The organism is Aquidulcibacter paucihalophilus (assembly GCF_002105465.1).
Taxonomy (GTDB): domain Bacteria; phylum Pseudomonadota; class Alphaproteobacteria; order Caulobacterales; family Aquidulcibacteraceae; genus Aquidulcibacter; species Aquidulcibacter paucihalophilus.
In genome coordinates this window covers 1-18,700 of sequence record NZ_NCSQ01000023.1, presented here as the reverse complement: position 1 = coordinate 18,700, position 18,700 = coordinate 1, and the positions used below count along the sequence as shown (strand labels likewise).

Here is an 18,700-nt window from a genome sequence, read left to right as displayed (position 1 = left end):
CCCTCCTTCAGGTGCACCCCCGGTGGTTTCCCACGCGGGGCAAAAGGTGCTGGTGCTGGTGTGAGGCCCCCCCTTTNCGGGGCAAAAGGTGCTGGTGCTGGTGTGAGGCCCCCCCTTTACGCTGTCATCCCGGACGGCTTTAGCCGATCCGGGACCTTGTGGCGCAAAAGCGTAAGGAGGTCCCCGCTCTGCGCTTCGCTTCGGCGGGGATGACGGTGGTTTTGGTTAGGTTTTTTATCTGGACGCGTTTTGGTGATCCCCTTGGTCCACCAATTCGCCCGCGAACACTCGAATTTGGCCGTTGGGGCAGGCAGGGCCTGCACCAAAGCCTTCTAGAACAAAAGAACGAGAAGCGATGGCATCCCTCGCGGCCCACAATGTCCTCGCTCTCGACCTCGTGCCGGAGAGCTCTCACACGGCCCCCGCGCTCCACTTTATTTCGGCGGAGAAGACATAGCCGTGATTAGACGTCGACTTCGGCTTCGAGGGCAAATTCTTGGATGAATTCGCGCCGGGGCTCGACAATGTCGCCCATTAGACGGGTGAACATGCCATCGGCTGTGTCCGCATGGTCGACAAACACACGCAGAAGGGAGCGGGCCTCTTTATCCAGAGTGGTTTCCCACAATTGTTCGGCATTCATCTCACCCAAGCCCTTATAGCGCTGGATGGTGATGCCTTTACGACCTGCCGCACGGACGGCCTCTAGCAAAGCCAATGGACCATGAATTTCTGTTTCGACTTCGCGCCGCTTTATCTTCGCCAAGCCATCATAGGCCCCCGCCATCGCGGCTGCGCGCTCTGCCAATCGACGCGCATCGGAAGAGCCAAGCACATTTTGGTCGAGCTTGATGGTCTCGGCCACACCACGCACTTCGCGTGTCATCTCCAAGCCCGAAGCATCAATTTTGACGGTCCATGTATCTTCGCCCTCATCGGCCAGTTCATTCAAACGCACGGCCAAACGGTTTGCGGCCTCTTGGCTGGCCCCAAGCACCAAAGCACCCGCAAGGGCGGCTTGTTCAATCGCAAAAGCGGGGAAGCGGGTTGCCAGGCGACGGACCGAGCCTTCAAATCCTTCAGCTTCCTTGACGGTTGCAACCAGATCCGGTCCAAGCCGGGCCTCGCCGCTGGCCAAAGTCAAGATCGCGTCGGTGGTGCCTTCTTCAATCAGATAGGCTTCCAGTGCCGCATCATCCTTCAAATAACGCTCCGACCGGCCTTTCGACGCTTTGTACAAAGGCGGCTGGGCGATGAACAAATGCCCGCGCTCAATCAATTCAGGCATTTGGCGGTAGAAGAAGGTCAACAAGAGGGTGCGGATGTGGGCCCCGTCGACGTCTGCGTCGGTCATGATGACGATCTTGTGGTAACGCAATTTGTCTGGATTGAAGTCATCGCGGCCAATGCCGGTGCCCAGAGCGGTGATCAAGGTGCCGATTTCCTGGCTCGACAACATTTTGTCAAAGCGCGCCCGTTCCACATTCAAAATCTTACCGCGCAAGGGCAGAACCGCTTGGAAACCACGATCACGGCCTTGTTTGGCCGAACCACCTGCCGAGTCACCCTCGACGATGAAGAGTTCGGATTTCGCGGGGTCTCGCTCTTGGCAATCGGCCAATTTGCCGGGCAGGGACGCAATGTCGAGCGCGCTTTTGCGGCGGGTCAATTCGCGTGCCTTTTTGGCCGCCTCGCGGGCAGCCGCAGCTTCCACGATCTTGGCCATCACGGTCTTGGCGAGGCTTGGGTTTTCCTCAAACCATTCGGCCAAGGTTTCGCCAACGGTATTTTCAACTGCTGGGCGGACTTCAGACGAGACGAGCTTATCCTTGGTTTGGCTGGAGAATTTTGGATCTGGGACTTTGATGGACAACACGCAGGTCAGCCCTTCGCGGGCATCATCGCCTGTAATATCGACCTTTTCGCGCTTAGAAATGCCAGACTTTTCCCCATAGGCATTGATGACGCGGGTAAGCGCACCACGGAAGCCTGCCAAATGGGTGCCGCCATCGCGCTGCGGGATGTTATTGGTAAAGCACAGCATATTCTCGTGATAGCTGTCATTCCATTGCAGTGCGGCTTCAACCACGATGCCGTCCTTCTCGCCCTTCACAAAGATCGGCTTTTCAGTGACGCTGATGCGGTTGCGGTCAATATGTTGGACGAAAGCTTCAACCCCGCCATCATAGCGCATGACTTCTTCATAGGGCTCTGGCCCGCGCAAATCGCGGAATCGAACCGTGACGCCGGAATTGAGGAAGGCCAATTCGCGCAGGCGATGTTCCAAGGTTTTCCGGTCAAACTCCACCATGGTGAAAATCGTCGGCGAGGGCCAGAAACGAACGCGCGTGCCCTTTTTCCCGGCTTCAACGGGGCCAACAAGCCGCAAAGGCGCTTTGGCTTCACCCAGCTCAAAACTCATCGTGTGCTCAAACCCATTGCGGAAAATCGTCAGCTCCAACAGGTCCGACAAGGCATTGACGACCGACACGCCCACCCCGTGCAGACCGCCAGAGACCTTGTAGGAATTCTGGTCGAACTTTCCCCCTGCATGCAATTGGGTCATGATGACTTCGGCGGCCGAGACACCCTCTTCGCTGTGAATGTCGGTTGGAATGCCGCGTCCATCATCTTCCACTTCGGCAGAGCCATCGGGATAAAGTGTTACATTACAAATGGTTGCATGTCCGGCGAGGGCTTCGTCAATCGCATTATCGACCACTTCATAGACCATGTGATGCAGGCCCGAGCCGTCATCGGTATCGCCAATATACATGCCAGGGCGTTTGCGCACCGCATCGAGGCCTTTCAGGACTTTGATGGAATCTGCGCCATAGGAGGCTTGGCCATTGGCGTCCCGACCGTTCTCGTCAAAGCCTTCGGCATCAAAGACGCGATTATCTTCAACTTCTGGTGCGGCTGGCTTGGCTTCTGGCTCGTTTTGGCTGGGAAGATCGCTCATGTGGCGTCACATTTCTTTCACTGCATCAGCCGGACAGAACCCGGCGAAACTTCAAATAGGGTTGCGCGCGAACCAAAGTCCTCAAACAGATTCTGGTCCGTGCCGGTTAGCCAAGATTGCCCCGGAAGCGCCAAGAGTTCCTCACAGAGTGCGGCGCGTCGGGCAGGGTCAAAATGGGCTGCGGCTTCGTCCAATAAGACTAGCGGATTCGGCCCAGAAAAGCCCGCACTTTTTGCCGTTGGCAGGCCAGAGGCAATCCGACGCGCTTGGGCTAAAATCAGTGTAACTACAAGGGCTTTCTGTTCTCCTGTTGAGCATTTTTGGGCAGGCATGCCAGAGGGGGTATGGATCGCAGTCAAATCCGAACGATGTGGCCCATCGAGTGCCCGCCCCGCCGCCGAATCACGGGCCCGACAATCATGTAACAAGCGGGCATAATTGGCCTCAGCATCTGCCGCATGGCGTGCTTGTCGAAGGCCCGTCTCAAAGCCGCCTTCAAGCGCCAGCATAGCTTTTGGGAAGGCACCATCGGGTCGCTGGGCAATTTCGCTCTGTAAGGCATCGACGGCTTCAAGGCGCGCTAAGCCCAGGGCTACGGCTGCGGCGGCGGCCTCCGCTTCAACGATGCTGAGCCAACGCGTGTCGGGCCTTGACTCCTCCAAGAGGCGGGTGCGCTCACGCAGGGCCTTTTCAAACTGGCTGGCCTGCTGGGCATGCTCGGGAGCTACCGCGAACACCAAGCGGTCGAGGAATTTGCGCCTCTCGCCAGCTGGGCCTGCAAAGAGGCGATCATAGGCGGGGGTTAGCCAGAGGAGCCGCACCGTCTCTGCCAGATCCTTCGGACCCGCGTCCTTGCCGTCAATACGGGCCACACGGCGCTGGCCAGTGGCGGTGCGTTCTAGGCCAACGCCGACACGACGTGCATCATCGCCTAATTGGATGAGGCCTGTAACAGCAAATGGGCCGCCATCTGGGCCTTGTCGAGCCATTTCGTCGAGGTCGGCCCCGCGCAAGCCCCGACCCGGGCCTAGAAGTGACAGGGCTTCGAGAATATTGGTCTTGCCCGCACCATTGGGGCCGAACAGGCAAACGGGCCCATCGCCCGTCTCAAGATCGAGGCGCGGGTGGTTCCTGAATTGGGTTAAATTGAGCCGCCGCACAAAGGCGCGCGGGGCAGCTGAGGGGGCAGTCGTCACACGCGCAGCGGCATCAGCACAAACAGCGCATTGGGATCATTGCCGTCGCGCACCAATGTCGGAGAGGCGGCGTCAGCAAACTCAAAGCGTGCTTCGCCTGTGCCAATTTGGCCTGCGATATCCAAGAGATATTTGGCGTTAAAGCCGATCTCCATCGTATCGGCGCTATAATCGGCTTCGACTTCTTCCGTCGCTGCCCCGGTTTCCGGGCTGTTGACGGCCAAGACCACTTTGGCATCGCTGATGGTCAGCTTGATGGAACGTGACCGCTCTGCCGCCATGGTCGCGACACGGTCGACGGCACGCGAAAACTCATCGTTGCGGACGGTCATAATCCGCGAATTTCCCTTGGGAATAACGCGCGTATAATCCGGGAAAGTGCCGTCGATCAACTTTGAGGTCAGCGTGGTGCGTCCAAATGAAAACTGGATTTTGGCATCGGAAACGGCAATTTCTACGTCGTCGGCTGCATCGTCTAACAAACGCCGTAACTCTTGTATGGTCTTGCGCGGAATGATGACGCCACGAACGGCTGTTGCCCCTTCAGGCTGGGGGTAGTCGGCTAGTGCCAAGCGGTGACCATCGGTGGCAACCGCACGCAAAGCGGGCCCAGAATCGCCGGTGGCCGAGTGCAGATAAACGCCATTCAAGTAATAGCGGGTCTCTTCGGTCGAAATGGCAAAGCGCGTACGGTCGATTAGGCGGGCTAAGGCCGACCGCTCTAAGGTAAAGCGAGAGTCAAAGCTGCCGCTCGACATGGCCGGGAAGTCACCTGCAGCAAGTACGGGTAGATGATAGCGACCACGTCCGGCCGTAATGGTCACACGCGGGTCGTCTGGCGACAAATCGAGGCGGACTTGCGAGCCGTCAGGCAATTTGCGGACGATTTCGTAGAGGAGGTGGGCTGGTACCGTAATCGCGCCCTGCCGCTCTACATCAGCCTCTGCGCCATCGACGATTTCGATATCAAGGTCTGTCGCCGCAAAGGTCACACTACCATCGCGGGCCTCAATGAGGACGTTTGATAAAATGGGGATAGTATTGCGCCGTTCGACGACACTTTGCACATGGCCCAGAGCTTTCAAAAGCGCTCCACGTTCGATCGTTAGACGCATACCCGAACCCGCTCCCCGAGAAAATCTTCAGTCAATGGCACTTGGCACTCTATCCGCGGGCTACAAACGCCACGGGCAGGCAGAACCGTTTTGATTCTAGCCAAGTTGAAGATTCATTTTGCCCGATATCTACCGTCTTGCGCAATCACTTTAGGCGTTATTCGGTGATCTTACGGCCAATTTCCTGCAATTCGGCTGCAAAGGTCACATCTTGGGCTGCCAATTCCTCGATCCGCTTCACCGCATGCATGACGGTCGTATGATCACGACCACCAAACCGTTGACCAATGTCTGGGAATGAACGGCGCGTGAGGCGTTTGCAGAAATACATCGCTACCTGCCGGGGACGCGCCACCGCCCGGTGACGGCGTTGCGACACTAAATCTTCCAAAGTCATATCATAGAAGGCTGCAACGCGACGCTTAATCGTCTCGACCGGCACAGATTTCTCTGGGGGGCTCCAATTGCCCGATAACGCTTCAACAACAACTTCCATACTTGCCTCCCGGCCAATCAGAGCAGAAGCCGCAAACACTTGCTTGATGGCTCCCTCAACGGCACGCCCAGTTCCGGTAATGCGCGCTGCAATCAGATCAATCGCCTCGTCAGGCAACACAAATCCACCCCGACGTGCATTGAGCTCGCTTGTTTTGCGCTTGGCAATAGCGCGGCGCAATTCAAAGTCGGGTTCATTGATCTTTGCTGTGAACCCGCCTTGCAACACGCATCGCATCCGACTGTTGAGCCCTTGCAGGCCGTCAATCGCAACATCGGCTGTGCAAACAACCGTGCGGCCTCTGGAAATCAGGTCGTCCAAAGTCTGAAAAAATTCGTCTTGGGTAGCTGACTTACCGCAAATGAGCTGCAAGTCATCGATTAGAAGGACATCCGCGCCGCGCAGAGCCGCCTTAAATGGCCCAGTCTCGCGATCACGCAAGGCCGACTGAAACTCATTCAAGAAGCGCTGAGCTGTTAGCAGCAGAACCCGCTTTTTGGGGGCGGTCTCGCGCAAACGTGCGGTGATGGCTTCCAAAAGATGGGTTTTGCCCACACCATGCAATCCATGGAAGAAGACGAGGTCACCCGTGCCGGGGCCCTCAGCCAAGCCACGGGCAATAGCAACAGCAACGCGATTAGCCTCCCCAACCTCATAATTGGCAAAGGTCTTGGCAGATCCAGACAATTCAACAGGGTCCGGCGCGACTTCGGTCCCTGCGAGCTCCCGGACAAGCTCTAGCTCGTTCTCGCATGGGGGCTCTTCTTGAGCGAGAATGTCGGTGTCGGCTACGACTAAACGGACGCGACGCCCAGCTGGATCAAGCGAAGACCAGCGAGCTTGAAGACGATGCAGATAATCGGTGGTTAAGCGTGCGACAGCATAGCCATTCGGTGCACCAAAGGTCACAGACGCGCCATCAATCGCGATCAAGCGCAGAGGTTCAATCCAGGCCCGGAATGCATCAGAACCCAGCTCTCCGCGTAGTCGGGGTAAGGCCGTTGCCCACAAACCCCGAGCTGTCGACAGCTCCGGATCTGATGACAGGTTGGCTAAACCCGGTGTCGCCGAAACGCTAGTATGCACCCCATAGACCATTTTACGAACCACCCCGCAATTAATACGTCCAGAAGGACAACCCCCAAAGATGCCCCCGCGACCCAGACACACTTCCTCGTTCGCCGATCGGCGTTATTCTCAAGAAAAGGTCCAAGACTGGGCAAAACGTCATCCCTGCAAGAAGCAAATGGACCGACGTCGTGGTTAAACTAAAGCCTACACAGCGCCGGTACGCAACAGCATTTTCATGCGTTTGACATCTGTTTTTTCTGTGTCGAGGCCACCTGATTCGCTTGACAGGTGAAGATTCCCAATAATCAGTGGGGCTTATGCAGCGGCTAACAAATCCGTGAAGCTAAACAACCCTGTGGATAAAATTCATCGGACAATTATTCTATAAAAACACAATAAAAACAATTATTTTTGAAATTTTAAACGACGCAAAACCAAATAAACCTTATAAACACAAACAGCCGCATACAAGCGTATGCGGCTGATCAATTGATAATACGGACGTTCCGTGTACCGCTCGGTTTCATATGCCTAAAGATGAGGCATCCACACTCGGCGGTTTAGCGTCTGAAACAAGTCATGCATGCACGACCAAGCGATTGAGCAATCCGGTCTCACAGCCTAGGTGCGTGCAGTTCACAACCAACCAATTAAGCTGGACGGGCGACTGCCTTCACGCGCTGGGCCAAACGCGAAACTTTGCGAGAGGCGGTGTTGTGATGGACAACACCTTTGGAAACAGCGCGCATGATTTCTGGTTCCGCAACACGCAGGGCTGCGGTAGCTGCTGCGCCGTCACCCGAAGCAATCGCTTCTTCGACTTTGCGGATAAAGGTGCGCATGCGCGAGCGACGGGCGGTGTTTACCAGCGTGCGGCGCACGATCTTGCGGGCCATTTTTTTGGCCGAAGGCGTATTGGCCATCGTTTAATCCGATTTAACGTGTGAAAGAGGTAGCCACGTGGCTACCCAAGAGGGGGCGGTGTATGCCGAAACAGGGGCCAAAGGTCAAGCAATATTGCGTGTGTTTCATCAGCGACCTATAAATTGCGCAGGGCGCTTTTCGCTGAAGGCGGCCATTCCCTCCTTTTGGTCTTGCGTACCAAACAATCCATGGAAGATCCGGCGCTCGAAGCGCACGCCTTCGCTTAAGGGCGTTTCAAAGGCGCGGTCAACGGCTTCTTTGGCTGCCATGACGGCCAGTTTGCCAAAACTTGCGATGGTTTTGGCCACTTTATGGGCTTCATCCAACAGCGTGTCTGCCGGCACAATGCGGGCCACAATGCCGCAACGCTCGGCCTCCACGGCATCCATCATGCGACCCGTTAAGATCATATCCATCGCCTTGGCCTTGCCTGCCGCGCGCGCAAAACGCTGGGTGCCGCCAGCCCCTGGAATAACACCAAGTTTGATTTCGGGTTGACCAAATTTGGCCGTATCGGCGGCAAGGATCATGTCGCACATCATGGCAAGCTCGCATCCACCGCCCAAAGCAAAACCCGCTACGGCCGCAATAGTTGGCTTCCGGCACCGAGCTACGCGCTCCCAATTGGCGGTAATAAAGTCTTGTCCATAAACATCCGCAAATGTCTTGGTTGCCATTTCTTTGATGTCCGCACCTGCAGCAAAAGCCTTAGCCGATCCTGTGATGATGATCGCACCCACATCATCGCGGGCCTCAACAGCATCGAGACAAGCTGTCAGCTCATTCATCAGTTGTTGATTGAAGGCGTTGAGCGCTTCCGGACGGTTTAGGGTAATTGTCGCAACCCCGTCGGCGACGTTTAAAAGTATGGTTTCAAAGTCCATGGATTAATTCCTCTCACCGATTAGCATACGGGGGTTGGCATTAGGTCTGACAAGTTGGGCAAAAAAAGCTGGATCGCCCCGACTGAACAGTCCTTTGTATCGGCTCATGTCGCGTGCCGTCGACCGGGCTGCGTGGGCAGGGCAGCCCTTCGCGGCCATATACGTCGAACCTTTCTTGAAAACCACCCAATGAGCCATCTGCTGCGGCAAAATCCTTCAGCGTTGATCCACCGGCTTCTACGGCTTCGATCAAAACCGCTCGGATGGCCTCTGTTAAGGCGCGGATTTCTGGGGGTGTCAGCTGATTGGACAAGCGCATGGGGCTGATATGGGCGCGAAACAACGCTTCACACACATAAATATTGCCTAAGCCCGCAACATTGCTTTGGTCCAGTAGAGCAGATTTAATCGGGGTCTTCTTCGTAGCTAAGGCTTGAGCCAAATGCTCGGCCGAAAAGTGATTGCCTAAGGGTTCTGGCCCCATGTTTGCGAAATGCTTGGATTGCTCAAGCGTGCTGGTGGATACAATATCCATAAAGCCAAACCGACGGGGATCGTTATAAATGACTTTTGCGCCACTCCCGACGTGCAGCACCACGTGATCATGTTTAGGATCTGCCCCGGTGTCATACGCATAATCATCAAAAGCCAAGACTCCGCGCTCATCCACAATCGAGAAACGCCCCGACATCCCCAAATGCATAATCAGGGCCTCGTCTGTGTTTAGATAGGCAATCAAATATTTCGCGCGCCGATCAAGGCTGGTCACGCGAGCGCCCTCAAGACGCTCGACGAAACGGGGTGGAAAAGCAAAGCGTAGGTCTGGCCGCCGGGCTTCCACGCGCACAAGCGTTTGGCCCTTCAAGGTGGGCTCGAGGCCCCGTCTCACAGTTTCGACTTCGGGTAATTCAGGCATCTTCTTTTCGCGCATTCACACGTTTTGTGCTAGCCATGGGTCATGAGATCAGCTCTACGACTTAGCGATGATGAACTCAATCAGCTTGCGTGGTGAGCCATCAGAAAGTTTTTTCCTGCAGAACACGGAGATCAGGCTTCCATTGAGTTCGAGCATACAGTTTGGTCTAACCAGGGCTGGGAAACAGGCCTTCAGGATGGCGGCGAGGTTGTTGGTTTTTGGTTGTCGCATCCCACGGCGGATTCATTGAAGGATCCTCATGCAACAGCAGGGGTACCATGCAGATGCGGCAAGAGGCTTATCCCAAAGGCGATCCAAGGATGGTGACACCATAGCATGAGTTTCCGGATGTAGGGTATAAACGCTAGCGCGTTGCCAATCGAAATGAAGCAGAATGTGTTCCCACCAAGGAATATGGTAAGATTGACGCTGAAACCCTTATCAATCAGGCAAAGAGCGCTATCTTGCACTTTGACTATGTGACCTATGATGAAGCGTCTCAGATTGATGGTGGACTAGTCGCCAAGCATTCAGGGCGCTAAAGGGCCTTATGACTGACTCCAAGACTGCTTCCTTTGGCTTTCAAGATGTGCCTGCACATGAGAAAGCCTCCCGCGTGCGCGGCGTGTTTGACGCCGTTGCAAGTCGCTATGACCTGATGAATGACCTGATGAGTGCGGGCATGCACCGCGCTTGGAAGGATGCTGTGGCGGCGCGATTGAACCCGCGCCCGGGTGAACGCATTTTAGATCTGGCAGGGGGAACGGGTGACTTGGCGCGACGCTTTAAGGCCTTGGCCGATGCCGCGCGGGCCCGCTCAGGTGGTCCGCCTTCTGAAATCATTGTTGTCGACATCAATGCTGAGATGATTGCTGCAGGACGAGAGCGCGGTTTGGATGGGCTTGGCTGGGCGGTGGGCGATGCTGAAGCCTTGCCATTCCCCGAAAATTCTGCCGACGGTTATGTGATCTCTTATGGTATTCGCAATGTAACCGATATTCCCAAGGCCCTGCGCGAAGCTTATCGCGTGCTGAAGCCCGGTGGTCGCTTTTACTGTCTTGAGTTTTCCAAACCGACAACCGGCGCGCTGGAAGCTTTCTATGATGCATGGTCGTTCAAGGCGATCCCGCCTATTGGCAAGGCTGTGACAGGGGATGCTGAGCCCTATCAATATTTGGTTGAAAGTATTCGCCGTTTCCCAGACCAAGAAACCTTTGCAGCCATGATCCGCGACGCGGGTTTCAAGCGTGTTGATTACACCAATTTCTCCGGCGGCATTACCGCTTTGCATGGGGGCTGGAAGGTGTGATTGACGCGCTCATGCGGTTGATGCGGGCCGCTTGGACTTTGGGGCGCTATGACGCGATCCTGCCGCGAGAATATTATGAATTGTTGCCCATGCCCGCCCGTGTGGTGGGGCGTGTGCTGCGTTTGGGTTCGCGCCATATTAGCGGCGATCCGGGTGTGCGTATGGCGACCGCTTTGGAGAAGCTTGGCCCTGCTTGGATCAAGTTTGGCCAACTTTTGGCGACACGTCCCGACATCGTCGGCGATAAAGCGGCCGAAGGGCTGTCGCGCCTGAAGGATCGGCTGGAGCCATTTTCTCTCTCCATCGCGCTCCATAGCCTCGATGCCGCCTTTGGCGAAAAGCGCGCGGCCTTGTTCCCAGATTTGGGACCTGTCATTGCCGCCGCCTCGGTCGCGCAAGTCCATCAGATGACTCTGCCGGATGGTCGTAAAATGGCCGTCAAATTGTTGCGGCCCGGCATTGAGAAGGAAATCGCCGCTGAGGGCAAAGCGATGGCGCTGGCCGCCAAGCTGATACAAGTCCTTGTTCCTGCCGCCCGCCGCCTCGAGCCTGTTGCCTTTGTTGCCACCATTCGTACCGCCCTTGAAAAAGAGCTCGACCTGCGCCGTGAGGCAGGTGCCGGCGATGCCTTTTGCGAAATTGTAGCTGCAGATGGCTATTTGAAGGTGCCCAGCATTGATTGGGAGCGTACGGCTCGTCGTGTCCTCACCACGTCGTGGGTTGAGGGCATCCCTCTGACGAAGCCTGGAGCTTTGGAGGGGGCAGATCGGGCACGGCTTGCCAATGCCGTGACCTGCGGCTTTCTCGCGGCTGCTTTGGACCATGGCGTGTTTCATGCTGACATGCATGAAGGCAACCTCATTCTGGGTACGGATGGGGCGCTCTGGGCGGTCGACTTTGGTATTATGGGCCGGATAGGCATGGCTGAACGTCGCTATTTGGCTGAAATCCTCTATGCCTTCTTGCGGCGCGATTACCGCCGTGCAGCGGCAGTCCATATCGAAGCGGGCTATGTGCCTTCCCATCATGATGAGGGCGAGTTTGCCCATGCCTTGCGGTCGGTTGGCGAGCCGATCTGGGGCAGGCCAGCGCGCGAAGTCTCTATGGGCCGGGTGTTGACGCAATTGTTCGACGTGACCGAGCAATTTGGCATGCATATGCGCCCCGAACTGGTGTTGTTGCAGAAGACGATGGTGCAGGTGGAAGGTGTCGCCCGCAACATCGACCCCGATCACGATATTTGGGAAGCTTCCCGCCCCGTGGTGGAACGCTTTATGCAGACCGAACTTGGCCCGGAAGGGGTGACCCGCCAAATGTTTGCCGATGTTTCCAATGCGCTCGCCACAGCCCGCAAGTTGCCCCAATTGGTCGCTCGTATCGAAAAGCTGGTAGAACGGGCTGAGCAAGCCAAGCGGTAAGAAGGCGTCTTCCCGACCCTTATTCGTCCTTCCCTGCACAGCCGGCTGGCGGAGGGTCTTCAATCCATCCTCACAGCGTGCGGTCCGCCGCCGCCCCTCAGTCAGGTTCGCTGCCACCTCGCCTGCTTTGCAGGGGAGGCCAAGCTCGCTGCTCAGAACACTCTCGTTATTCCAGCATTGACGCCGGGCCTGCCTCTGCAGCCGCCAAGAGCTTAATTGCGCAATCGGGCCAATCCTATCTTCAGGCTTGATTGATCTGCGTGTGCAGTCTAGCATTTTGTTATGACAAAATCTGCGCCATCTAATGCCCCCGCAACTGATGCCTTCTGGATGCCCTTTACGGCCAATCGCCGCTTTAAAGCAGGGCCTCGCCTCTTGGTGTCTGCCTCTGGCATGTTCTATCGAAGCCACGATGACCGTGAGATCCTCGACGGGACGGCGGGTCTGTGGACAGTCAATGCCGGGCATGGGCGGCAAGAAATCGTCGACGCGGTGGCCCGCCAAATGGCGACGTTGGATTATGCGCCGACTTTCCAAATGGGCCATCCCATAGCCTTTGAATTTGCGGAGCGCTTGGCCACTATTGCGCCAGAAGGATTTGACCGGGTCTTTTTTACCAATTCGGGTTCTGAAAGTGTCGAAACGGCGCTCAAGATTGCTTTGGGCTATCATTATGCCCGCGGCGACCATCGCCGCGCGCGCTTGATTGGCCGCGAGCGGGGCTATCATGGCACCAATTTTGGCGGTATTTCGGTCGGTGGCATTGTGACCAATCGCCGCGTTTTTGGTCCGGGCCTGCCTGGCGTAGACCATTTGCCCCACACGCATGGCTTGGCCGAAAACGTCTTTGCCCAAGGCCAGCCACCCCAAGGCGCGCATTTGGCCAAGGAACTCGACCGGATCACGGCTCTGCATGGTCCTGAGACGATTGCTGCGGTGATTGTAGAGCCGGTTGCAGGCTCCACCGGCGTCTTGATTCCGCCTGTGGGGTATCTGGAAGAATTGCGCGCGGCATGCGATCGCGTCGGCTGCCTCTTGATTTTTGACGAGGTCATTACCGGCTATGGCCGTTTGGGCAAGCCATTTGCTACCCAAGCTTTGGGGGTTCGGCCAGACCTGATTTGTACGGCCAAGGGCATTAATAATGGGGCATTGCCAATGGGGGCTGTGTTTGCCCGCCGCGAAGTCCATGATGCTTATATGACGGGTCCAGAGAATTTGATTGAGCTCTTCCACGGCTATACATGTTCTGGCCATCCGGCCGCCTGTGCCGCTGGCCTTGCCACCATGGACATTATGGAGCGCGAGGGCTTGATGACGCGTGCAGCCGAGATTGCCCCCTATTGGCAGAAGCGCTTGCATGAACTCAAAGGTGCGCCCCATGTCGTGGATATTCGCAATCTTGGTCTGATCGGCGGGATTGAGCTTCAAGCGCGCGATGGCGTGGTCGGCGCGCGCGGCTATGATGTCTTCATCAAAGCCTATGAGGCTGGTGCCCTGATCCGCGTTACGGGGGATATTATCGCCTTGTCGCCGCCGCTGATCATTGAACAAAGCCATATTGACCGCCTGGTCGATACGATTGGTGAGGCCTTGCACGCGGTGGATTAGCCGCACCACACCCCTCGCATTCCGTTTACTTGACCTTTCCGCTGACCGCTCATACCTAAGCGACATGACCGCACGCCCAATTCTCACCGTTCCGAACCCGATTTTGAAGCAAATCTCCAAGCCTGTTGCGGCTGTGGATGATGCGATCCGTGCTTTGATGGATGACATGCTCGACAGTATGTATGAAGCCAAAGGCATTGGTTTGGCCGCTGTCCAAATTGGTGAGCCTGTCCGCGTGATTGTGATGGACCTTGAATGGGGCAAGGCCGATGCGCCAGACCATCGCGCTCCGCGTTTTTTTGTGAACCCTGAAATCATTTGGCGCAGCGAGGAAATGGCTCCTTATGAAGAGGGGTGTCTCTCGGTCCCCGAATATTACGACGATGTTGAGCGGCCTGCTAAGGTCCGTTTGCGCTATCTCAACCGCGACAATGAGCTGGTGGAGGAAGACGCGGAGGGTATGTTCGCCACCTGTATCCAGCATGAGATGGACCATCTGGAAGGTATTTTGTTCATCGACCACCTTTCGCGCCTGCGCCGCGATCGCGCTTTGGCCAAAGTTAAGAAGATTAAGCGGGCTGCGTAGGCCCCCCGTGACTTTGCCTGCACCCCTTCGCCTGATCTTCATGGGCTCACCTGAATTTGCCGTGCCGACCTTGGCCGCTTTGGTAGAAGCTGGCCATGAGATTCTCTGTGTCTATTCCCAGCCGCCCAAGCCCGCCGGACGCGGTAAAGCGCTGCGACCCACGGCCGTACATGCCTGGGCAGAGGTCCAAGGCTTGCCGGTGCGCACGCCTGCCAGCCTTAAGAGCGCAGAGGCGCAAGCCGAGTTCGCCGCCCTTCGGGCTGATGCCGCCATTGTCGTCGCCTATGGCCTGATCCTGCCAAAGGCGGTGTTGGAGGCGACCCGATTGGGCTGCTTCAATCTACACGGCTCCCTCCTGCCGCGGTGGCGCGGCGCGGCCCCTATACAGCGCGCTATCGAAGCCGGGGACGCAGAAACCGGCGTGCAGGTCATGGCGATGGAAGTTGGTCTGGACACGGGTAGGATTTATGCCACGGCGCGTACGCCCCTTGCCCCTGAGGACACGACCGGTACGCTGCATGACCGACTGGCCAAACTTGGCGCGGCGCTGATGGTTGAAAGCCTGCCGAAGATTGCTGCAGGCACCTTGCCCTGTATCCCGCAAGCCCAAGAGGGCATCACCTATGCCGCCAAGATTGACCGGGCCGAGACCCAGATTGAGTGGACAAAGCCCGCCGAGGTGTTGGACCGCGCGATCCGTGCCTTCGCACCTTTTCCCGGGGCTTGGTGTCTCTTGCCGGATGGCGCCCGAGCTAAAATCTTGCTCTGTCGCGCAGAAGAAGGTTCTGGCGCACCGGGGACAGTGCTGGATGATCGCCTTCTGATTGCCTGCGGGCAGGGGGCCTTGCGACTTCTGAAAGTCCAGCGGGAAGGCAAAGGGGCCTTGGACGCCCCTGATTTCCTGCGTGGAAATCCGATCTCTTCTGGTTCGGTCTTCTCCTAAGTTTCCTTTCTCCAAAAGAAGTTGCAAGAGGCAAAAATCGTACCTAGGCTGTGTGACATAGATCTGTGTGTACCGATAAGTTTAGTCGATGCGTTTGGGGGGTGGATATGGTTTTGCAGATTCAACGACTTTTGTTGGGTGCCACGTTTCTGACGTTCAGTGTTGGGACAGCCCTAGCAGACACCGCCCCCGCCACCGTCGACCCCATGGTGGCCTATCGCGCTTATGATCAAGCCGTCGCCGAGGGCAAATTGGCTGAGGCCGCCGTCCACGCCCAAACCGCTTGGAAGAATGCCGAGGCTGCTTGGGGGCCGAAAAATGCCAATACAGCAGGGCTTGCTTTCAATGCCGCTTGGTCGCTGGCGTTGGTCGGTAAAGCTCCTCAAGGCATGGACGCGGCCAAGCGCGCTGTTGAACTCGCCGATGTTGGGGCCAAGGCCTATAAAGCCTCAGAAGCGCAGTTTCTGTTGGCCTTTGCTGAGTTGCAGGCTGCTCCAGTGGGGCAAAAGCGGCAGAAGGCAGAGGCATTGGATAGCGCCGCGCAAGCGATTGAGGGCTCATGGGGCGACACCTTGATTGTGGATTCCTTGGTTGAGGCCTCCATTACCTTATCAACCATGGGCCGAAGCAAAAGGGGCGCAGAATTGGCAGCCCGCAGTGCCACAGAATTGGATCGCTTGCTGCCGAATGATCAGTCGCGCCGGGCTCTGACTTTGCTGGCGCGTGCCGTCTCCAAGTTAGCGGATATAGACAAAGTGCCGTCTGCCTATTCCGATGCCGTGGATGCAAGGCTGGCCTATGGCAAAATGCGCCGACCCGATGATGCGATGTGGGGCATGTTGAGTGCCTGGGAATTGGTTATCCGAGGCTTGCATGAGGCGGGTCGCGGTAGCCGGTCAACAATTGGCACGAATATCATGCGCGACAGATACAAATTGCGCGAAATTACCCCAGAGGAATATGCACAATTGGAAGTATTTTTGCCGGAGTGTCGTGACTTAAAATTTAAACGCCGAAAGGGGGCAGAAGAGATAGAGCCTAATCCAATCGGTGGTTTCTCCATCAATCTGGGCGGTGTCCATATTAAGACTGATTTGTCACCAGCAGGCGATGTGCTCAATCCGCGCGTCATCGGCGTGGTCCCGGATGCGCGCTATTCAGAGGCCAGCCTGAAAGCCATATCAACGTGGAAATATGATCTACCCCCCAATGCTCCCGCGACGTGTCTGAAGGATTTCGACATCAGGGTGATCTTCACCATGTATTGAGGCGGCTTCACGCAATAATATCGGGCGTCAATTGGTCTTCCCAATGGGCGATTTCGTCCTTGAGGGCCAGTTTGCGGCGCTTGAGGCGCATGATGCCGATTTGGTCATAAGGCGCGGTTTCTTGCAGGGCTTGGATGGCACCGTCTAGCGCGCGGTGTTCTTCCCGCAGCGCGTGAATCTTGGCCTCAATGCGTTCTGCGTCGGCATCTTCGGAAGGGGATGTCCAGTCGCTTGCCATTAGGCTTCCTCATTCTGAGCGCGTGCCAGTATTGTCAAACCGATTGCCCAGCATGGGCGAGGCGCTTCAACAATGCGTCTAACGCTGCGTCAAGGGGGACTTGGGCGGCGCGTGCACATTGGATCAGGCTTTCATAGCCACTTAGAGGCTGCCCCTTAATTTCGCTTAAATGCAATGTCTGCAAAATGGTTTGTTCCGAAGCTAATTCAGCAGCCAGAAGTTGGGCCCGCGTCGCAGCCACCAAGCTGGGCGGCTCGGTCTGGGGATCACGCTTCAGTGCCCGCCTCCGCCGGCGCAAGGGATCTACCAATTGCCGGGTGAGATGTTGGGCCAAACGCTGGGTGGCGGTCGCGTCAAACCCCTGACCCAGCCGGGAACGATAGAGGGCAAAAATCAAAAAGGTCACATCCAGCCCATAGGTGTCTTGTGCGGCCAAGCAATCGGCCTCCACCCCCTCTTGGCGATAAAAGGCCAGCGCAAAGTCCCAGATAGATTTGAGCTTTTCGGTCTTACACGGGGCCGACATCTTCACCCCAGCGTTTGATGCCCTTAACCTCAAACCCCAAGAGGTCGAGTGCGCGGCCCACCGATTGGGTAACGACAGCGTCAAGGCTGTCTAATTGCGCATAAAAGGCGGGTACCGGCGGGAAGATAATGCCCCCCATCTCCGTGATCGCGGCCATGGTGCGAATATGGCCCAGATGATAGGGCGTCTCGCGCAGCATCAACACAACACGACGACGCTCTTTCAATTGGACGTCAGCCGCACGGGTCAACAGGTTGGAGGTCACGCCGGTTGCAATCTCTCCCATGGTGCGGACTGAGCAGGGGGCAATCAACATGCCATCGGTCTTGAACGAGCCCGAGGCAATCGACGCCCCAACATCGGCAATCTTATGCACATAAGAAGCGCGACTCTTCAGGGCGGTAGAACTGGGCAGACCTTCTGAAGCCAAGGTCAATTCAGCTGCTTTGGTCAGGACAAGGTGGGTTTCAACCCCCATCTCGGCCAGCATGTCCAAGGCGCGGACACCATAAACAGCACCTGAAGCCCCACTTATCCCTATAATCAAGCGCTTTGACATGATCGTGAATTACCTTGTTTGACTTGAGACGAAAAAGTACTTGGCGATTCCCTTATCACGTGTTTCCCTACACGCCTCTGAACGCAAAGGAGGCCGCCACATGGCGATTGAAGCGCATATCCGTGAATTGTCCGATAAACACGCCAAGCTTGATTTAGCGATCCAAAACGAAATGAAAAGCTTGGCCTCGAGTGACGCACAGATTGCAGCTCTAAAACGACAGAAACTTAGGCTCAAGGAAGAACTTGAGAATTTGCGACGACGACACTGACATCTCCCAAGTCAGGGGCCCCATCGGGCCCCTTTTTTATTGCACGCCCTTTCCTCCCAACACTGTCATCCCTGCCCGAACGCAGTGAAGCGCAGGGACCTCGCGAGTTTGCAGCAAAAGGTTTCGGCTCGGCTTCGCCGTCCGGGATGCCATCGCTTATCATTCTTTTGCTCCAGAAGGCTTTGGCGCAGGCTGTGCCTGCCCGAAAGGCCATACGTTATTGTTCGCGGGCGATTTGACGGGTCAAGTCCGCTTCGCGCCATTGACGCGCGCTTGGTTCTTTGGAACCAAGTTGCGCGGTTAAATCAAGAAATTAGGTCCACCTCCTTTCAAAAAGGAGGTGGACCTAGGGCGGCAGATTACCGGAGGAAATCTGGACTTGACGCGACAAATCGCCCGAAAACGAT

General features: G+C 56.5%; 17 protein-coding genes. 7 read left to right on the top strand and 10 right to left on the bottom strand.

Going from position 1 to position 18,700, the window contains the following annotated elements; all coding sequences use genetic code 11:
• Positions 1-463: 463 nt before the first annotated feature.
• The 7 genes from gyrB to mutM form a co-directional block, all read right to left on the bottom strand.
• Positions 464-2,962 (bottom strand): DNA topoisomerase (ATP-hydrolyzing) subunit B, encoded by a 2,499-nt coding sequence (gene gyrB / locus B7364_RS01820; RefSeq protein ID WP_085338237.1) that lies wholly within the window; start codon positions 2,960-2,962, stop codon positions 464-466.
• A gap of 17 nt (positions 2,963-2,979) precedes the next feature.
• Positions 2,980-4,158 (bottom strand): DNA replication/repair protein RecF, encoded by a 1,179-nt coding sequence (gene recF / locus B7364_RS01815; RefSeq protein ID WP_085338236.1) that lies wholly within the window; start codon positions 4,156-4,158, stop codon positions 2,980-2,982.
• Positions 4,155-5,273, bottom strand: coding sequence for a DNA polymerase III subunit beta (gene dnaN / locus B7364_RS01810; RefSeq protein ID WP_085338235.1), 1,119 nt, complete (start codon positions 5,271-5,273; stop codon positions 4,155-4,157). Before dnaN ends, recF begins: the two co-directional genes overlap by 4 nt.
• A gap of 157 nt (positions 5,274-5,430) precedes the next feature.
• Positions 5,431-6,867, bottom strand: a complete 1,437-nt coding sequence (dnaA, locus tag B7364_RS01805) for a chromosomal replication initiator protein DnaA (protein WP_085338234.1) — start codon at positions 6,865-6,867, stop codon at positions 5,431-5,433.
• 623 nt (positions 6,868-7,490) lie between these two features.
• Complete coding sequence (gene rpsT, locus B7364_RS01800) at positions 7,491-7,763, bottom strand: 30S ribosomal protein S20 (protein WP_085338233.1); 273 nt, start codon at positions 7,761-7,763, stop codon at positions 7,491-7,493.
• 108 nt (positions 7,764-7,871) lie between these two features.
• A complete protein-coding gene (locus tag B7364_RS01795; RefSeq protein WP_085338232.1) occupies positions 7,872-8,648 on the bottom strand; it encodes an enoyl-CoA hydratase in 777 nt (258 codons plus the stop codon).
• A 40-nt stretch (positions 8,649-8,688) separates the two neighbouring features.
• Positions 8,689-9,564, bottom strand: coding sequence for a bifunctional DNA-formamidopyrimidine glycosylase/DNA-(apurinic or apyrimidinic site) lyase (gene mutM / locus B7364_RS01790; protein ID WP_085338238.1), 876 nt, complete (start codon positions 9,562-9,564; stop codon positions 8,689-8,691).
• A gap of 550 nt (positions 9,565-10,114) precedes the next feature.
• Between mutM and B7364_RS01785 the strand changes: the two genes are divergently transcribed.
• The 6 genes from B7364_RS01785 (at position 10,115) to B7364_RS01760 (ending at position 16,699) form a co-directional block, all read left to right on the top strand.
• Positions 10,115-10,873, top strand: coding sequence for a class I SAM-dependent methyltransferase (locus B7364_RS01785; protein ID WP_085338231.1), 759 nt, complete (start codon positions 10,115-10,117; stop codon positions 10,871-10,873).
• Positions 10,870-12,291: an AarF/UbiB family protein gene (locus tag B7364_RS01780; RefSeq protein ID WP_085338230.1), complete on the top strand. Its 1,422-nt coding sequence runs from the start codon at positions 10,870-10,872 to the stop codon at positions 12,289-12,291. The genes B7364_RS01785 and B7364_RS01780 overlap by 4 nt, the downstream gene beginning before the upstream one ends.
• A gap of 282 nt (positions 12,292-12,573) precedes the next feature.
• Positions 12,574-13,902 carry an aspartate aminotransferase family protein gene (locus B7364_RS01775; protein ID WP_085338229.1) on the top strand — a complete coding sequence of 443 codons (1,329 nt, stop codon included), beginning with the start codon at positions 12,574-12,576 and terminating at the stop codon, positions 13,900-13,902.
• Positions 13,903-13,966: 64 nt separating this feature from the next.
• The gene (def, locus tag B7364_RS01770; RefSeq protein WP_085338228.1) at positions 13,967-14,488 is read left to right on the top strand and encodes a peptide deformylase; all 522 of its coding nucleotides are present in this window, start codon (positions 13,967-13,969) and stop codon (positions 14,486-14,488) included.
• A gap of 40 nt (positions 14,489-14,528) precedes the next feature.
• Positions 14,529-15,431 carry a methionyl-tRNA formyltransferase gene (fmt, locus tag B7364_RS01765; protein WP_085338227.1) on the top strand — a complete coding sequence of 301 codons (903 nt, stop codon included), beginning with the start codon at positions 14,529-14,531 and terminating at the stop codon, positions 15,429-15,431.
• A gap of 107 nt (positions 15,432-15,538) precedes the next feature.
• Positions 15,539-16,699 (top strand): energy transducer TonB family protein, encoded by a 1,161-nt coding sequence (locus B7364_RS01760; protein WP_085338226.1) that lies wholly within the window; start codon positions 15,539-15,541, stop codon positions 16,697-16,699.
• 7 nt (positions 16,700-16,706) lie between these two features.
• On the opposite strand, the gene B7364_RS01755 is transcribed toward B7364_RS01760, so the two are convergent.
• Genes B7364_RS01755 through B7364_RS01745 form a run of 3 tightly spaced genes read right to left on the bottom strand, consistent with a single transcriptional unit; the run spans position 16,707 to position 18,022 of the window.
• Complete coding sequence (locus B7364_RS01755) at positions 16,707-16,937, bottom strand: YdcH family protein (protein ID WP_085338225.1); 231 nt, start codon at positions 16,935-16,937, stop codon at positions 16,707-16,709.
• 34 nt (positions 16,938-16,971) lie between these two features.
• Entirely contained in the window at positions 16,972-17,463 is a 492-nt protein-coding gene (locus tag B7364_RS01750) for a TIGR02444 family protein (RefSeq protein WP_085338224.1), read from the bottom strand.
• On the bottom strand, positions 17,447-18,022 hold the full coding sequence (locus B7364_RS01745; protein WP_085338223.1) for a UbiX family flavin prenyltransferase: 576 nt from the start codon (positions 18,020-18,022) through the stop codon (positions 17,447-17,449). Before B7364_RS01745 ends, B7364_RS01750 begins: the two co-directional genes overlap by 17 nt.
• Before the next feature lie 100 nt (positions 18,023-18,122).
• Between B7364_RS01745 and B7364_RS01740 the strand changes: the two genes are divergently transcribed.
• Positions 18,123-18,293: a YdcH family protein gene (locus tag B7364_RS01740; RefSeq protein WP_085338222.1), complete on the top strand. Its 171-nt coding sequence runs from the start codon at positions 18,123-18,125 to the stop codon at positions 18,291-18,293.
• Positions 18,294-18,700: the final 407 nt, after the last annotated feature.

Bases quoted from the DNA above. Each gene is read 5' to 3' on its own strand.
- B7364_RS01795 (WP_085338232.1), bottom strand. From the start codon at position 8,648: ATGGACTTTGAAACCATACTTTTAAACGTCGCCGACGGGGTTGCGACA.
- rpsT (WP_085338233.1), bottom strand. From the start codon at position 7,763: ATGGCCAATACGCCTTCGGCCAAAAAAATGGCCCGCAAGATCGTGCGC.
- fmt (WP_085338227.1), top strand. From the start codon at position 14,529: ATGGGCTCACCTGAATTTGCCGTGCCGACCTTGGCCGCTTTGGTAGAA.
- B7364_RS01760 (WP_085338226.1), top strand. From the start codon at position 15,539: ATGGTTTTGCAGATTCAACGACTTTTGTTGGGTGCCACGTTTCTGACG.
- B7364_RS01785 (WP_085338231.1), top strand. From the start codon at position 10,115: ATGACTGACTCCAAGACTGCTTCCTTTGGCTTTCAAGATGTGCCTGCA.
- B7364_RS01740 (WP_085338222.1), top strand. From the start codon at position 18,123: ATGGCGATTGAAGCGCATATCCGTGAATTGTCCGATAAACACGCCAAG.
- B7364_RS01750 (WP_085338224.1), bottom strand. From the start codon at position 17,463: ATGTCGGCCCCGTGTAAGACCGAAAAGCTCAAATCTATCTGGGACTTT.
- B7364_RS01745 (WP_085338223.1), bottom strand. From the start codon at position 18,022: ATGTCAAAGCGCTTGATTATAGGGATAAGTGGGGCTTCAGGTGCTGTT.
- dnaN (WP_085338235.1), bottom strand. From the start codon at position 5,273: ATGCGTCTAACGATCGAACGTGGAGCGCTTTTGAAAGCTCTGGGCCAT.
- mutM (WP_085338238.1), bottom strand. From the start codon at position 9,564: ATGCCTGAATTACCCGAAGTCGAAACTGTGAGACGGGGCCTCGAGCCC.
- B7364_RS01755 (WP_085338225.1), bottom strand. From the start codon at position 16,937: ATGGCAAGCGACTGGACATCCCCTTCCGAAGATGCCGACGCAGAACGC.
- gyrB (WP_085338237.1), bottom strand. From the start codon at position 2,962: ATGAGCGATCTTCCCAGCCAAAACGAGCCAGAAGCCAAGCCAGCCGCA.
- dnaA (WP_085338234.1), bottom strand. From the start codon at position 6,867: ATGGTCTATGGGGTGCATACTAGCGTTTCGGCGACACCGGGTTTAGCC.
- B7364_RS01775 (WP_085338229.1), top strand. From the start codon at position 12,574: ATGACAAAATCTGCGCCATCTAATGCCCCCGCAACTGATGCCTTCTGG.
- def (WP_085338228.1), top strand. From the start codon at position 13,967: ATGACCGCACGCCCAATTCTCACCGTTCCGAACCCGATTTTGAAGCAA.